The organism is Neorhizobium tomejilense (assembly GCF_964254135.1).
Lineage (GTDB): Bacteria > Pseudomonadota > Alphaproteobacteria > Rhizobiales > Rhizobiaceae > Neorhizobium > Neorhizobium tomejilense.
In genome coordinates this window covers 3,580,662-3,595,073 of the sequence record NZ_CAXUSO020000001.1, presented here as the reverse complement: position 1 = coordinate 3,595,073, position 14,412 = coordinate 3,580,662, and the positions used below count along the sequence as shown (strand labels likewise).

Annotated in this window: 13 protein-coding genes; 10 read left to right on the top strand and 3 right to left on the bottom strand. The window is 62.7% G+C overall.

Annotation, left to right across the window (positions count from 1 at the left end):
• The first annotated feature begins 156 nt into the window (after positions 1-156).
• The 9 genes from mdh (at position 157) to lpdA (ending at position 10,997) form a co-directional block, all read left to right on the top strand.
• Entirely contained in the window at positions 157-1,119 is a 963-nt protein-coding gene (mdh, locus tag ACSQ3G_RS17880) for a malate dehydrogenase (protein WP_038590813.1), read from the top strand.
• 36 nt (positions 1,120-1,155) lie between these two features.
• Positions 1,156-2,349: an ADP-forming succinate--CoA ligase subunit beta gene (gene sucC / locus ACSQ3G_RS17875; protein WP_046665079.1), complete on the top strand. Its 1,194-nt coding sequence runs from the start codon at positions 1,156-1,158 to the stop codon at positions 2,347-2,349.
• Positions 2,350-2,368: 19 nt separating this feature from the next.
• The gene (gene sucD / locus ACSQ3G_RS17870; RefSeq protein WP_046665078.1) at positions 2,369-3,274 is read left to right on the top strand and encodes a succinate--CoA ligase subunit alpha; all 906 of its coding nucleotides are present in this window, start codon (positions 2,369-2,371) and stop codon (positions 3,272-3,274) included.
• 238 nt (positions 3,275-3,512) lie between these two features.
• Positions 3,513-6,509: a 2-oxoglutarate dehydrogenase E1 component gene (locus tag ACSQ3G_RS17865; protein WP_105404625.1), complete on the top strand. Its 2,997-nt coding sequence runs from the start codon at positions 3,513-3,515 to the stop codon at positions 6,507-6,509.
• A 57-nt stretch (positions 6,510-6,566) separates the two neighbouring features.
• Positions 6,567-7,823 carry a 2-oxoglutarate dehydrogenase complex dihydrolipoyllysine-residue succinyltransferase gene (gene odhB / locus ACSQ3G_RS17860; protein ID WP_105404585.1) on the top strand — a complete coding sequence of 419 codons (1,257 nt, stop codon included), beginning with the start codon at positions 6,567-6,569 and terminating at the stop codon, positions 7,821-7,823.
• A 15-nt stretch (positions 7,824-7,838) separates the two neighbouring features.
• Positions 7,839-8,255, top strand: coding sequence for an MAPEG family protein (locus ACSQ3G_RS17855; protein ID WP_436110988.1), 417 nt, complete (start codon positions 7,839-7,841; stop codon positions 8,253-8,255).
• Positions 8,256-8,271: 16 nt separating this feature from the next.
• Positions 8,272-8,760 carry a hypothetical protein gene (locus ACSQ3G_RS17850; RefSeq protein WP_436110987.1) on the top strand — a complete coding sequence of 163 codons (489 nt, stop codon included), beginning with the start codon at positions 8,272-8,274 and terminating at the stop codon, positions 8,758-8,760.
• The gene (locus ACSQ3G_RS17845; RefSeq protein ID WP_436110986.1) at positions 8,757-9,509 is read left to right on the top strand and encodes an SDR family oxidoreductase; all 753 of its coding nucleotides are present in this window, start codon (positions 8,757-8,759) and stop codon (positions 9,507-9,509) included. The genes ACSQ3G_RS17850 and ACSQ3G_RS17845 overlap by 4 nt, the downstream gene beginning before the upstream one ends.
• Positions 9,510-9,590: 81 nt before the next feature.
• On the top strand, positions 9,591-10,997 hold the full coding sequence (gene lpdA, locus ACSQ3G_RS17840) for a dihydrolipoyl dehydrogenase (protein WP_436110985.1): 1,407 nt from the start codon (positions 9,591-9,593) through the stop codon (positions 10,995-10,997).
• A gap of 76 nt (positions 10,998-11,073) precedes the next feature.
• Here lpdA and ACSQ3G_RS17835 read toward each other — a convergent pair whose 3' ends face one another.
• Complete coding sequence (locus ACSQ3G_RS17835; protein ID WP_436110984.1) at positions 11,074-11,466, bottom strand: GFA family protein; 393 nt, start codon at positions 11,464-11,466, stop codon at positions 11,074-11,076.
• Between the two features lie 212 nt (positions 11,467-11,678).
• Between ACSQ3G_RS17835 and ACSQ3G_RS17830 the strand changes: the two genes are divergently transcribed.
• Positions 11,679-12,170: a cytochrome b gene (locus ACSQ3G_RS17830; protein ID WP_436110983.1), complete on the top strand. Its 492-nt coding sequence runs from the start codon at positions 11,679-11,681 to the stop codon at positions 12,168-12,170.
• A gap of 13 nt (positions 12,171-12,183) precedes the next feature.
• Here the strand turns inward: ACSQ3G_RS17830 and ACSQ3G_RS17825 are convergent, their stop codons facing one another.
• Together ACSQ3G_RS17825 and ACSQ3G_RS17820 are read right to left on the bottom strand one after the other, a co-directional pair.
• Positions 12,184-13,263: a TraB/GumN family protein gene (locus tag ACSQ3G_RS17825; protein ID WP_436111737.1), complete on the bottom strand. Its 1,080-nt coding sequence runs from the start codon at positions 13,261-13,263 to the stop codon at positions 12,184-12,186.
• 97 nt (positions 13,264-13,360) lie between these two features.
• Positions 13,361-14,296: a tyrosine recombinase XerC gene (locus ACSQ3G_RS17820; RefSeq protein WP_046637170.1), complete on the bottom strand. Its 936-nt coding sequence runs from the start codon at positions 14,294-14,296 to the stop codon at positions 13,361-13,363.
• Positions 14,297-14,412: the final 116 nt, after the last annotated feature.

Sequence of the window (14,412 nt, the reverse complement as noted above, 5' to 3'; positions counted from 1 at the left end):
TTACGTTTACGTAAGATTTTTAACATCTAACCGATTGAAAAAATTGGGCCGGAAATAATCGATTGCCATTTTGGGCGGATGGCGGTATGCGGTCTGGCACGTTGGTAGGCGAGCCGTAGTCTGCCATGAATTCGGATCTCGAAAGGAAGCTTTTCGATGGCGCGCAAGAAGATCGCACTTATTGGTTCTGGCATGATCGGTGGAACGCTGGCACATCTCGCCAGCCTGAAGGAATTGGGCGACATCGTCCTCTTCGACATCGCTGACGGCATCCCGCAGGGCAAAGGCCTCGATATCGCCCAGTCCGGCCCGGTCGAGGGCTTCAATGCCAAGCTTTCCGGCGCCAGCGACTACGCGGCTATCGAAGGCGCCGATGTCTGCATCGTCACCGCCGGCGTCGCCCGCAAGCCGGGCATGAGCCGCGACGACCTGCTCGGCATCAACTTGAAGGTCATGGAACAGGTCGGCGCCGGCATCAAGAAATATGCCCCGAACGCCTTCGTGATCTGCATCACCAACCCGCTCGACGCGATGGTCTGGGCTCTCCAGAAGTTCTCGGGCCTGCCGAAGAACATGGTCGTCGGCATGGCCGGCGTGCTCGACAGCGCCCGCTTCCGCCTCTTCCTTTCCGAAGAATTCAACGTCTCCGTCCAGGACGTCACCGCCTTCGTTCTCGGCGGCCATGGCGACACGATGGTGCCGCTCGCCCGTTACTCGACCGTCGGCGGCGTGCCGCTTACCGACCTCGTCAAGATGGGTTGGGTCACCAAGGAACGTCTCGAAGAAATCATCCAGCGCACCCGTGACGGCGGCGCCGAAATCGTCGGCCTGCTGAAGACCGGTTCGGCCTATTACGCGCCGGCCGCCTCGGCGATCGAAATGGCCGAATCCTTCCTCAAGGACAAGAAGCGCGTTCTGCCGGCTGCCGCCTATCTCTCCGGCCAGTACGGCGTCAAGGACATGTATGTCGGCGTTCCGACGATCATCGGCGCCGGCGGCATCGAGCGCATCATCGAGGTCGAGTTCAACAAGGACGAAGAAGCCGCCTTCCAGAAGTCTGTCGGCGCCGTCGCCAGCCTCTGCGAGGCCTGCATCAACATCGCCCCGGCTCTCAAGTAATTGACGCGCTGAAGTCATCGAAACAGGGATAAACCCATGAACATTCATGAATATCAGGCCAAGGCTCTGCTGAAGGGCTATGGCGCGCCGGTTGCGGAAGGTGTCGCGATCCTCAAGGCTGACGAGGCCGAGGCTGCTGCGAAGTCGCTGCCGGGTCCGCTCTATGTCGTCAAGAGCCAGATCCACGCGGGCGGCCGCGGCAAGGGCAAGTTCAAGGAACTCGGCCCCGACGCCAAGGGCGGCGTTCGCCTCGCCTTCTCGATCGAGGAAGCCAAGGCGCATGCCAAGGAAATGCTTGGCAACACGCTGGTGACCGCGCAGACCGGTGAAGCCGGCAAGCAGGTCAATCGCCTCTACATCGAAGACGGCGCCGACATCGCCCGCGAACTCTATTGCTCGCTGCTGGTCGACCGTTCGGTCGGCCGCGTCGCATTCGTCGTTTCGACCGAAGGCGGCATGGACATCGAAGCCGTTGCCCACGACACGCCTGAAAAGATCCAGACGATCGCCATCGACCCGGAAGCCGGCGTGACGGCTGCGGACATCGCTGCGATCTCCAAGGCTCTGGAACTCGACGGCGCTGCCGGCGAAGATGCGAAGTCGCTCTTCCCGCTGCTCTACAAGGCCTTCAACGAGAAGGACATGGCCCTTCTCGAGATCAATCCGCTGATCGTCATGAAGAACGGCCACCTGCGCGTTCTCGACGCGAAGATGTCGTTCGACGGCAATGCGCTCTTCCGCCACGACGACGTCAAGGCGCTGCGCGACGAGACCGAAGAAGACGCCAAGGAAATCGAGGCCTCGAAGTGGGACCTCGCCTATGTCGCGCTCGACGGCAATATCGGCTGCATGGTCAACGGTGCCGGTCTCGCCATGGCGACGATGGACATCATCAAGCTCTACGGCAAGGAGCCTGCCAACTTCTGCGACGTCGGCGGCGGCGCCGGCAAGGAGAAGGTGGCTGCGGCCTTCAAGATCATCACCGCGGACCCGAAGGTCGAGGGCATCCTCGTCAACATCTTCGGCGGCATCATGCGCTGCGACGTCATCGCCGAAGGCGTTGTCGCTGCGGTTCAGGAGGTCGGCTTGAAGGTTCCGCTGGTGGTGCGCCTCGAAGGCACCAATGTCGAACTCGGCAAGAAAATCCTCAACGAGTCCGGTCTCGCGATCACTGCGGCTGACGATCTTGACGACGCGGCGAAGAAGATCGTCGCGGCGATCGAAGCCTAACCTGGAAGGACCGGAATCAATGTCTATTCTCGTTAACAAAGACACGAAGGTCATCGTCCAGGGCCTGACCGGGAAGACCGGCACCTTCCACACGGAACAGGCGCTCGGCTACTACGGCACCAAGATGGTGGGCGGCGTTCATCCCAAGAAGGGTGGCGAATCGTGGTCGTCCGGCGTCGACGGCACGGCGCTGCCGATCTTCACCTCGGTTGCCGAAGCCAGGGAACGGACCGGCGCCGACGCGACCGTGATCTACGTTCCGCCGGCAGGCGCCGCGGACGCGATCATCGAAGCGATCGAAGCCGAAGTTCCCTTCATCACCTGCATCACCGAAGGCATCCCGGTCATGGACATGGTCCGCGTCAAGGCTCGCCTCGACCGCTCCAAGTCGCGGCTGCTCGGCCCCAACTGCCCGGGCATCCTGACCCCGGAAGAATGCAAGATCGGCATCATGCCGGGCTCGATCTTCCGCAAGGGCTCGGTCGGCATCGTTTCCCGCTCGGGCACGCTGACCTACGAAGCCGTGTTCCAGACCTCGAACGAAGGCCTCGGCCAGACCACCGCTGTTGGCATCGGCGGCGACCCGGTCAAGGGCACCGAGTTCATCGACGTGCTCGAGATGTTCCTCGCTGACGAAGCCACGACCTCGATCATCATGATCGGCGAAATCGGCGGCTCGGCCGAAGAAGACGCGGCGCAGTTCCTGAAGGACGAAGCCAAGAAGGGTCGCAGCAAGCCGATGGCCGGCTTCATCGCGGGCCGCACCGCTCCGAAGGGCCGCACGATGGGCCATGCCGGTGCAGTGGTTTCCGGCGGCAAGGGCGACGCAGAATCGAAGATCGCGGCAATGGAATCGGCAGGCATCAAGGTGTCGCCGTCCCCGGCCCGTCTCGGCAAGACCTTGGTTGAAGTCCTCAAGGGCTGACGCCACATAAAGGACACTCGCCGCCTAGATAGATAGGTGGCGATTGATCCGACAAGCTTCGGACAGGCGAAGCGCCACATTGTTTCGCCTGTCCATGTTTTGCGTCTCTCAATTTCGGGAGACGCGCGACCGCCAAGCGCGGTTCGGTACCAAGACGAAGACCAAGAAAATGCGGAGGCCGGAGATATATTCTGGCTCCGATTACGTCAGGAGGCGGGCGCGGCGCCCGCAGATAACCATGGCACGGCAAGAAGCCAACGAGCAGTTCCTCATCACCTCTTTCCTCGACGGACAGAACGCGGCCTATATCGAGCAGCTTCATGCTCGTTACGAGGACGACCCGACATCCGTCGCGCCGGAATGGCAGGCCTTCTTCAAGGCGCTCGCCGACAATCCGGACGATGTGAAGGCGGCGGCGAAGGGTGCCTCCTGGCAGCGCAAGAACTGGCCGATCACGGCCAACGGCGAGCTGGTCTCGGCGCTCGACGGCAACTGGCCGATCGTCGAAAAGGCGATCGAAACCAAGGTGAAGGCAAAGGCGGAAGCGACTGCTGCTGCGACCGGCAAGCCGGTCAACGAAACCGATGTGCTGCAGGCGACGCGGGATTCCGTGCGCGCCATCATGATGATCCGCGCCTATCGCATGCGGGGCCACCTGCATGCCAAGCTCGATCCGCTCGGCATTGCCAGCGCGGTCGAGGATTATAACGAGCTTTCGCCGACAGCTTACGGCTTCACGGAAGCGGACTACGACCGCAAGATTTTCATCGACAACGTGCTCGGCCTCGAATACGCGACGCTCCGCGAGATGATCGAGATCCTCGAACGCACCTATTGCTCGACGCTCGGCGTCGAATTCATGCATATCTCCAATCCGGAAGAGAAATCCTGGATCCAGGAGCGCATCGAAGGCCCCGGCAAGGGCGTCGAATTCACCGCCAACGGCAAGAAGGCGATCCTTCAGAAGCTGGTGGAAGCGGAAGGTTACGAACAGTTCCTCGACGTCCGCTTCAAGGGCACCAAGCGTTTCGGCCTCGACGGCGGCGAATCGCTGATCCCCGCGCTCGAACAGATCATCAAGCGCGGCGGCCAGGACGGTCTGGAAGAAGTCATCGTCGGCATGGCCCACCGGGGCCGCCTGAACGTTCTGACCAACGTCATGGGCAAGCCGCACCGCGCAGTGTTCCACGAGTTCAAGGGCGGTTCGTTCAAGCCCGACGAAGTCGAAGGCTCGGGCGACGTGAAGTACCATCTCGGCGCTTCTTCCGACCGCGAATTCGACGGCAACACCGTGCACCTGTCGCTTACGGCCAACCCTTCGCATCTGGAAATCGTCAACCCGGTCGTCATGGGCAAGGCGCGCGCCAAGCAGGACATGCGTGCCAAAGTCTGGGAAGGCGACATCATCCCCCTCAAGGAGCGTTCCAAGGTTCTGCCGCTGCTGTTGCACGGCGATGCGGCCTTCGCCGGCCAGGGCGTCGTGGCTGAAATCCTCGGCCTTTCGGGCCTGCGCGGTCATCGCGTCGCCGGCACGATGCACGTCATCATCAACAACCAGATCGGTTTCACCACCAATCCGGCCTTCTCGCGCTCGTCGCCCTACCCGTCCGACGTCGCCAAGATGATCGAGGCGCCGATCTTCCACGTCAACGGCGACGATCCGGAAGCGGTCGTCTATGCCGCCAAGATCGCGACCGAATACCGGATGAAGTTCCACAAGCCGGTGGTCATCGACATGTTCTGCTACCGCCGCTTCGGCCATAACGAAGGCGACGAGCCGGCGTTCACGCAGCCAAAGATGTACAAGGTCATCCGCGCCCACAAGACTGTCGCGCAGATCTATGCCGACCGCCTGATCGCCGAAGCTCTCCTCACCGACGGCGAATTCGAGAAGATGAAGGCCGACTGGCGCGCCAATCTCGAAACCGAGTTCGAGGCCGGCCAGAGCTACAAGCCGAACAAGGCCGACTGGCTGGACGGCCAGTGGTCGGGCCTGCGCTCGGCCGACAATGCCGACGAACAGCGCCGCGGCAAGACCGCGATGCCGATGAAGGAACTGCGCGAGATCGGCCGCAAGCTGTCGACCATTCCGGAAGGCTTCAACGCTCACCGCACCATCAAGCGGTTCATGGAAAACCGCGCCCAGATGGTCGAGACCGGCGAAGGCATCGACTGGGCCATGGCGGAAGCCCTGGCATTCGGTTCGCTCGCGGTCGAAGGCACCAAGATCCGCCTGTCCGGCCAGGATTGCGAACGCGGCACGTTCTCGCAGCGCCACTCGGTTCTCTACGATCAGGACACCGAAGAGCGCTACATTCCGCTCGCCAACCTGGCGCCGACCCAGGCCCGTTACGAAGTCATCAACTCGATGCTTTCGGAAGAGGCGGTCCTCGGCTTCGAATACGGCTATTCGCTTGCCCGCCCGAATGCGCTGACCCTCTGGGAAGCTCAGTTCGGCGACTTCGCCAACGGTGCGCAGGTCGTGTTCGACCAGTTCATCTCGTCGGGCGAACGCAAGTGGCTGCGCATGTCCGGTCTCGTCTGCCTGCTGCCGCACGGTTATGAAGGCCAGGGCCCGGAACACTCTTCGGCACGCCTCGAGCGCTGGCTGCAGATGTGCGCCGAAGACAACATGCAGGTCGCCAACGTCACGACGCCGGCCAACTACTTCCACATCCTGCGCCGGCAGACGAAGCGCGATTTCCGCAAGCCGCTGATCCTGATGACGCCGAAGTCCCTGCTGCGCCACAAGCGGGCTACCTCGACGCTTGCCGAAATGGCCGGCGAATCCTCCTTCCATCGCCTGCTCTGGGACGATGCAGAGGTCATCAAGGATGGCCCGATCAAGCTGCAGAAGGATGCCAAGATCCGTCGCGTCGTGCTCTGCACCGGCAAGGTCTATTACGACCTTCTCGAGGAGCGCGAAAAGCGCGGCATCGACGACATCTACCTGCTGCGCATCGAACAGCTTTATCCGTTCCCGGCCAAGGCCCTGATCAACGAGCTCTCCCGCTTCCGCAACGCGGAAATGGTCTGGTGCCAGGAAGAGCCGAAGAACATGGGTGCGTGGTCGTTCATCGACCCGTATCTGGAATGGGTTCTGGCGCATATCGATGCGAAGTATCAGCGCGTTCGTTACACGGGCCGGCCGGCAGCGGCTTCGCCTGCGACGGGCCAGATGTCGAAGCATCTCGCACAGCTCGAAGCCTTCCTCGAAGACGCGCTCGGCGGCTGATTCCCAGCCGCTTCTCCACTTTTCACAGACACAACCTGACAAACACGGAAACAGATCATGGCCACCGAAATCCGCGTCCCAACCCTCGGAGAATCCGTCAGCGAGGCAACCGTCGGCACCTGGTTCAAGAAGGTCGGCGACACGGTCAAGGCCGACGAGCCGCTCCTCGAGCTCGAAACGGACAAGGTGACCGTCGAGGTTCCGTCGCCGGCCGCTGGCGTTCTCACCGAAATCGTCGCCGCAAACGGTGAGACCGTCGGCCTCGGCGCCCTGCTCGGCCAGATCGATGCCGCCGCTGCCGGCACCGCGACCGCTGCTCCGGCTGCAAAGCCCGCTGAAGCTGCTCCCGCCAAGGCTGCCGAACCGGCTGCTCCGGCTCCGGTCGCTGCTGCCGCAAGCGCATCTGCTGCTGCCACCTCGATGCCGCCGGCTCCGGCTGCCGCAAAGATTGCTGCCGACAACAACATCTCGACGGCCGATATCGATGGTTCGGGCAAGCGTGGCCAGGTCCTGAAGGGCGACGTGATCGCCGCCGTCGCCAAGGGCATTTCCGCTCCGGCCCAGGCACCTGCCGCTCCGGCGGCACCGCGTCCGGTTTCCTCGGCCGACGACGCATCCCGCGAAGAGCGCGTGAAGATGACGCGCCTGCGCCAGACGATCGCCCGCCGCCTCAAGGACGCGCAGAACACCGCCGCCATGCTGACCACCTATAACGAGGTCGACATGAAGGCTGTCATGGACCTGCGCAACCGCTACAAGGACGTGTTCGAGAAGAAGCATGGCGTCAAGCTGGGCTTCATGGGCTTCTTCACCAAGGCCGTGACCCACGCGCTGAAGGAACTGCCGGCCGTCAACGCCGAGATCGACGGTACCGACATCATCTACAAGCAGTATTGCCATGTCGGCGTCGCCGTCGGCACCGACAAGGGCCTCGTGGTTCCGGTCGTGCGCAATGCCGACCAGATGTCGATCGCCGAAATCGAGAAGGATATCGGCCGCCTCGGCAAGCTCGCCCGCGACGGCCAGCTCTCCATGGCAGACATGCAGGGCGGCACGTTCACCATCTCCAACGGCGGCGTCTACGGTTCGCTGATGTCCTCGCCGATCCTCAATGCTCCGCAGTCCGGCATTCTCGGCATGCACAAGATCCAGGACCGCCCGGTCGTCGTCGGCGGCCAGATCGTCATCCGCCCGATGATGTATCTCGCGCTCTCCTACGACCACCGCATGGTGGATGGCAAGGAAGCCGTGACCTTCCTCGTGCGCGTCAAGGAAAGCCTCGAGGATCCGGAACGCCTGGTTCTCGATCTCTAAGACGGGAATGGACCCATGGAAACGCTCGGGGTTACCGCAACGCCATACATGACGCTGCTGGCCTTGAGCGTTGTCCTTCTGGTGTTCCACATTCTGCTGCAGGGTACGCTCTCCACTCGCGAACTTGGTCGTGAATGGAACGCCGGCCCGCGGGACCAGGGACTGGCGCCGAGGGGCCGGTTCGCGGGGCGTGCCGAACGCGCCTCGAAGAATTTTCAGGAGACCTATTCGGCGTTTGTCGGCCTGCTGCTCGGCGTTGCCTTTGCGGGAGACGACGCATCCGGCTGGGGACTGATCGGCGGCTGGATCTGGCTGGTCTCCCGGGTCGTCTATATCCCGCTCTACATGGGCGGCGTGCCCTATATCCGGTCCCTCGTCTGGACGGTGAGCCTGATCGGGCTTCTCGCCATGACCATCGCGCTCTTCCGGTGACGCCATGATCGCATCCTTGAAAACATGGCTTTCGATACTGTGCCTTGTGCCGGGCGTGGCAGCGGCTGCCGAGCGATGCGCGATCGAGAAGGCGGTGTTCGTCGAGGCGACTGCCGGAACCGTGCTTGCATTCAAGCCGGTCGGTTCGGACGCCGCGGTGGTCAGCCATCTCTTCACGATCACCGGGGGCAAGCTGAAGCTCGACGGCAACGTCATGTATGACGACGAGTCCAGGCGTCCCGGCGGCATGGTGACGAACAATTGCCCGCAGGGCGATGCGACGGGCGCGGAACTTCGGGCCTGCACCGTCTGGACCGGCGTGCCCTATGCCCTTGATGTGGCGACCGGCCATATCGACATATTGGGCGCCGCGAATGCCCCGGCACCGGACGCGATCCTGATGCCGGGCTTCGGCCCGGCGGTCCGCCATTCGACGCTGTGGGGCAAGAGCGGTCTGAAACAGGTCCCCTGGGACCTGTACGAGTTCAAGGAATGCAAGGCATGAGCGAAGACCCTGTTCTCCTGGTGACCGGCGGAAGCCGCGGCATCGGCGCGGCGGTCTCGCTGATGGCCGCCAGCTGTGGTTGGCGGGTGGCGGTGAACTACGCATCCAATCGTGCGGCAGCCGAAAGGGTGGTTTCGGAAATCGAGGCCGCCGGCGGCGAGGCGATCGCGGTCCAGGCGGATGTCGGCAATGCGACCGAGATCGTCGCGATGTTTCAGGCGGTCGACCGACATTTCGGGCAGCTCGCCGGGCTGGTCAACAATGCCGGGATCGTCGACATGCCGCAGCGCATCGACGAGATGAGCGCCGAACGCATCGAGCGGATGATGCGGATCAACGTCACCGGTTCGATCCTGTGTGCCGGGGAAGCGGTGCGCCGCATGTCGACGAGACATGGCGGCAAGGGTGGCGCTATCGTCAACATCTCATCGATGGCCGCCAAGCTCGGCTCTCCGGGGCAATATGTCGACTACGCAGCCTCAAAGGCGGCGATCGACACGCTGACCGTCGGCCTGGCGCGCGAGGTCGCGACCGAAGGCGTGCGCGTCAATGCGATCCGCCCGGGCATTATCGACACGGATATCCATGCATCCGGCGGCCTGCCGGACCGGGCGCGCGACATGGCGCCCAGCGTTCCCATGCAACGGCCGGGCAGGGCGGAAGAGGTGGCGGATGCCGTCCTCTATTTTCTGTCGCCAGCGGCTTCCTACGTAACCGGCGCCATACTCGACGTGAGTGGCGGGCGCTAAAGCAATTCCAGCAAAAGTGCGCAGCGGTTTTGCGTTCGGAGTTGCGATGAAACGAAGAGATGAAGAGAAGGAAAAAGTACTATGGCATATGATCTCGTCGTCATCGGAAGCGGCCCCGGCGGTTACGTCTGCGCGGTGAAGGCTGCCCAGCTCGGCCTCAAGGTCGCGGTCGTGGAAAAGCGCGCCACCTATGGCGGGACATGCCTCAACATCGGCTGCATCCCTTCCAAGGCGCTGCTGCACGCTTCCGAAATGTTCGCCCACGCCGCCCATGGCATGGATGCGCTCGGCGTCGAGGTTTCCGCGCCAAAACTCAATCTTGAAAAGATGATGGCCCACAAGGACGCGACCGTTAAGTCGAACGTCGACGGCGTCTCCTTCCTGTTCAAGAAGAACAAGATCGACGGCTTCATCGGCACCGGCAAGATCGTTTCCGCCGGTAAGGTCTCCGTGACTGGCGATGACGGCAAGGTCCAGGAACTCGAAGCCAAGAACATCGTCATCGCCACCGGCTCCGACGTTGCCGGCATTCCTGGCGTCAATGTCGAGATCGACGAGAAGGTGATCATCTCGTCGACCGGCGGCATCGCACTCGAAAAGGTGCCGGCGCACCTGATCGTGGTCGGCGGCGGCGTCATCGGCATGGAGCTTGGCTCGGTCTGGTCGCGCCTCGGTGCCAAGGTGACCGTCGTCGAATATCTCGACAAGCTGCTGGGCGGCATGGACGGCGACGTTTCCAAGCAGTTCCAGCGCATGATGGCGAAGCAGGGCATGGACATCCGCACGGATGCCAAGGTCACCGGCGTCGAAAAGACCGCCAATGGCGCCAAGGTCACCTACGAGCCGGTCAAGGGCGGCGACGTCCAGACGCTCGAAGCCGACGTCGTGCTGATCGCCACCGGCCGCAAGCCCTACACGGCGGGTCTCGGCCTCGAAGAAGCGGGCGTCAAGCTCGACAACCGCGGCCGCGTCGAGATCGACGGGCACTTCAAGACCAATGTCGAAGGCATCTACGCGATCGGCGACGTCGTTCGCGGCCCGATGCTCGCTCACAAGGCGGAAGACGAAGGCGTTGCGATCGCCGAGATCATCGCCGGCCAGCATGGCCATGTGAACTACGACGTCATCCCCGGCGTAGTCTACACCCAGCCGGAGGTGGCGTCCGTCGGAAAGACCGAGGAAGAGCTGAAGGCCGCGGGCATCGCCTACAAGGTCGGCAAGTTCCCGTTCACCGCCAACGGCCGCGCCCGCGCGATGCTGGCGACAGACGGCTTCGTGAAGATCCTCGCCGACAAGGATACCGACCGGGTTCTCGGCGGCCATATCGTCGGTTTCGGCGCCGGCGAAATGATCCACGAGATCGCCGTTCTGATGGAATTCGGCGGTTCGTCGGAAGACCTCGGCCGCACTTGCCATGCCCACCCGACCATGTCGGAAGCCGTCAAGGAAGCCGCGCTCGCCACCTTCTTCAAGCCGATCCATATGTGAGCGCGTCCAGCGCTTTCATCGCGGTACGATCAGAAAGGGTGGGACATTGTCCTGCCCTTTTCGCTGTCCGCGCTTTCTATCCCTCGAAGCGGCCCGTGGCATCACGATCGCGCTCGTATCGTCTCGTGAGCGGAAATGGCGGCAACCAGGACTCGCGGCGGATGATCCAGCTTTCGTAGGTTGGCGTCAGCTGGTCGGGGGCATCCAGGGATCCGAGGTTGACTTCGATCTCGTCCCCGGTGCGTGCGAAAACCGAGGAACCGCAGCGGGGACAGAAAAACCGGCCGGCGTAATCGCGCGTCTCGCCATCGACCGTTACCGCATCCTGCGGAAATATCGCGGAAGCGTGGAAAAGCGCTCCGTGGTGCTTGCGGCAGTCGAGACAATGACAGAGGCCGACCCGGTACGGCTGCCCCGACGCCACAAATCGCACGTTGCCGCACAGGCAACCGCCGGTAAATCGATCCATGTCGCATCTCCTCTAAGGTCAAGCGGTCGGAATTTTTACACCGACCAGCGGCTTCGGTGCAATTGTCCGCAGCGGCCGAACACACGGCCCCGGAATTACGATTGGTCAATTCCAGGATTAAATCTTGGACAGGCTTGCCGCTTTCGCTTGAGCCTCCGGGAAACGGCCATAGACTGGGTCCCATTGTTCCAATCTTCTGAAAAGGCCGAGAAATGGCTCTCTCCTTCACCGTGCCGCAGCGTATCCTGCATTGGCTGATGGCGGCGCTGATCCTCTTCAACCTGCTTTTCACCGATGCAATGGAAACTGCCGCGCGGCTGATGTTCCGCGGCCAGGCGCTGACGCCGGAACAGGTGAGTGCGGCCAACATCCACGCCTATGTCGGTATCAGCGTGCTGGTTCTCGGCCTGATCCGGCTCTGTCTGCGGCTGGTGCAGGGCGTGCCGCCGGAGCCGAGGCAGGAGCCGCCGTTCCTGCGGGTGGTGGCGAAGATCAGCCACTGGGCTTTTTACGCGCTCTTTGTCGCCATGCCGTTCGCCGGCATCGGCGCCTGGTTCTTCGCCAACACGACAGCCGGCTTCGTCCATTCGGGACCGCTGAAACTTTTGATGTGGGCGTTGATCGTCGCCCATATCGGCGGCGTGCTGGTGCATCAGTTCTACTGGAAGACCGATGTGCTGAAGCGGATGACGAGTGGTCGATGAAGGATGGGCGGCGTCAATTGACCGCCGTCACCTTGAAGCCCTTCTTCCGGAAGAGTTCGACAAGACCTTCCTCGCCCGGCAGGTGAAGAGCGCCGACGGCCATGAAGGCACCGCCCTGATCGAGGATCGGGGCTGCCCGATCGGCCATCACATGGTTGCGTTTGCTGACCACCAGGTTTTCGAAGTCGCCATAACCGGCCTCGTCCTCGGTGCCATCAGGTGCCACGGCTTTCAGCATCGGCATGGCAAGGCCGATCTCGCCGGAAAGATAGACTTCCGTCAGCGTCTCGAAGACATCGTCGACGCGCTTGCCGAGCTTGACGGTTTCGATCAGCGACTTGAGGTGCAGATCGATCGGGATGGCATTCAGTGCCGCTGCCTGCTCTTCGAGCGTTTCCAGGCCCTTGACGGGCTTGCCCTCGGCCGTTGCCTGTTCGGCGATCTTCTTGTCGAGGAAGGCGACGTTCTGGGCCTTGCGGGCAAGCTCGCAGGCCGGCACGGAAACGAGCGCCATTAGCATCCATGGCCGCATGCGCGAGACGGCCGAGAGCGGCACTCCGCGGGCCTTCAGGCCGGTTTCGAGCAGCGCGACATCGTCCTTCGGCAACAGCGAATCGATCGTGCTTCCGTCCGTCAGCATCATCAGTTCCGGTTTGGCCAGCATCTCGGCCATCGCCTTCTTCTCGTCGATGACCTCGTCGGATTCGATGATGATGGTCTTCGCCTTGGAATGGGCTTCGGCGGCGCCGAGCGGCATTTTCAGAACCCGCGGATCGGACACATGCATGGTGCCGAGCAGATAGGATGGTGCCAGCCCGTCCTTCTCGATCTTCCAGAAAATGCCCTTGCCGTTCGGCACCTTGGCGGCTTCAGTGACGATCTGGTCGTAGAGCGGCGACTTCTCGGCCTTCATCTCTTCGAGGAGGTTCCGGCCGTCGCAGGCGGGCGTTTCCGCCCGTGCCGGGGACAGTGAGCCGAGCACGAGAAGCAGAGAGGCAAGCGCCACGACGTGGGCAGCCGCGATCAGCCACAGCACGAAACCTTGGGCGCGCTTGATCAAAGCGCCGGTGGGGGAGGCAAAGGCGGGAGTCATCATGTCATCCGTCTGAAAGTTGCCGGCATGTTAGCGATGGCGGCTGCACAAGCGCTTAACGCAACTGGTTAAAACTTCGTTCAGGCAGATTTAGGGGCTAAGCACGGGGGTGGGCGCGGTCGTAGACTTCCAGCAATCTGGAGGAGTCGACGCCGGTATAGACCTGGGTCGTCGAAAGGCTGGCATGGCCGAGCAGTTCCTGGATAGTGCGCAGGTCGCCGCCGCCGGCGAGCAGATGGGTGGCGAAGGAATGTCGCAGCGCATGCGGGGTTGCCGTCTCCGGCAGCCCGAAGGCGCTTCTTAGCTTCTGCATTTCCCGCTGGATGATCGCCGGCTGCAGCGGACCACCGCGGGCGCCGCGAAACAGCGGCTTTTCGGCTTCCAGATGGTAGGGGCATAGTTTCCTGTAGGTGGCGACGGCATCGAACACGGCCTGCAGCAGCGGTACGAGACGGGTCTTGCCGCCCTTGCCGGTGATCCGCAGGGTTGTCGCGCCCGGCGCCAGGTCCGTTGGTCTGAGACCCAGGGCCTCGGAGATGCGCAGGCCGCAGCCGTAGAGAAGGGCCAGCACGGCGGCATCCCGGGCGGCGATCCACGGCTCCTCCTGCAGCTGGGCACCTGTCGTGACGAGGTTGAGCGCCTGGCGGTCGGTCAGCGGTTTCGGCAGGGATTTCGGCTGCTTCGGCGCCCGGATGGCGCCGGCGGCTGCAGCGTTCACCAGGCCCTTTCGCTCGAGATAACGAAGAAATGAACGGAGCCCCGCAAGATGCCGGCCGAGCGACCTTGCTCCGGAACCGTCTCGGCGGCGGGCAGCCAGAAAAGCACGCAGGTCGGCCGGGCGCAGGGTGTGGATATCAGAAATTTTCGCCGGACCGGCCAGATGTCGGGTCAGAAACGTCAAAAACTGCCGCGTATCGCGTTCATAGGCATCGAGCGTGTTGTCCGACAGCCGGCGTTCGTTTGCCAGGCTCTCCAGCCATTCGCGACGTTTTTCCACGAGATCGGGTGCGGCGATAATCAGCAGCTCATTCACTGTCGGCCCCGTTGAATTTGGATGGGTTGCGCCCCAGATTGCTCTGGACGGCGTTACAAAATCCCTAAGACTGCCTTAGTCGTGGGTAACGATGTCATCGTTCGATCATACGGGGC

What these genes read in the sequence shown, in the direction of transcription:
- ACSQ3G_RS17865 (WP_105404625.1), top strand. Translation starts at nt 3,513, where the DNA reads ATGGCACGGCAAGAAGCCAACGAGCAGTTCCTCATCACCTCTTTCCTC.
- ACSQ3G_RS17830 (WP_436110983.1), top strand. Translation starts at nt 11,679, where the DNA reads ATGGCTCTCTCCTTCACCGTGCCGCAGCGTATCCTGCATTGGCTGATG.
- sucD (WP_046665078.1), top strand. Translation starts at nt 2,369, where the DNA reads ATGTCTATTCTCGTTAACAAAGACACGAAGGTCATCGTCCAGGGCCTG.
- ACSQ3G_RS17845 (WP_436110986.1), top strand. Translation starts at nt 8,757, where the DNA reads ATGAGCGAAGACCCTGTTCTCCTGGTGACCGGCGGAAGCCGCGGCATC.
- lpdA (WP_436110985.1), top strand. Translation starts at nt 9,591, where the DNA reads ATGGCATATGATCTCGTCGTCATCGGAAGCGGCCCCGGCGGTTACGTC.
- odhB (WP_105404585.1), top strand. Translation starts at nt 6,567, where the DNA reads ATGGCCACCGAAATCCGCGTCCCAACCCTCGGAGAATCCGTCAGCGAG.
- ACSQ3G_RS17835 (WP_436110984.1), bottom strand. Translation starts at nt 11,466, where the DNA reads ATGGATCGATTTACCGGCGGTTGCCTGTGCGGCAACGTGCGATTTGTG.
- ACSQ3G_RS17825 (WP_436111737.1), bottom strand. Translation starts at nt 13,263, where the DNA reads ATGACTCCCGCCTTTGCCTCCCCCACCGGCGCTTTGATCAAGCGCGCC.
- ACSQ3G_RS17855 (WP_436110988.1), top strand. Translation starts at nt 7,839, where the DNA reads ATGGAAACGCTCGGGGTTACCGCAACGCCATACATGACGCTGCTGGCC.
- mdh (WP_038590813.1), top strand. Translation starts at nt 157, where the DNA reads ATGGCGCGCAAGAAGATCGCACTTATTGGTTCTGGCATGATCGGTGGA.
- sucC (WP_046665079.1), top strand. Translation starts at nt 1,156, where the DNA reads ATGAACATTCATGAATATCAGGCCAAGGCTCTGCTGAAGGGCTATGGC.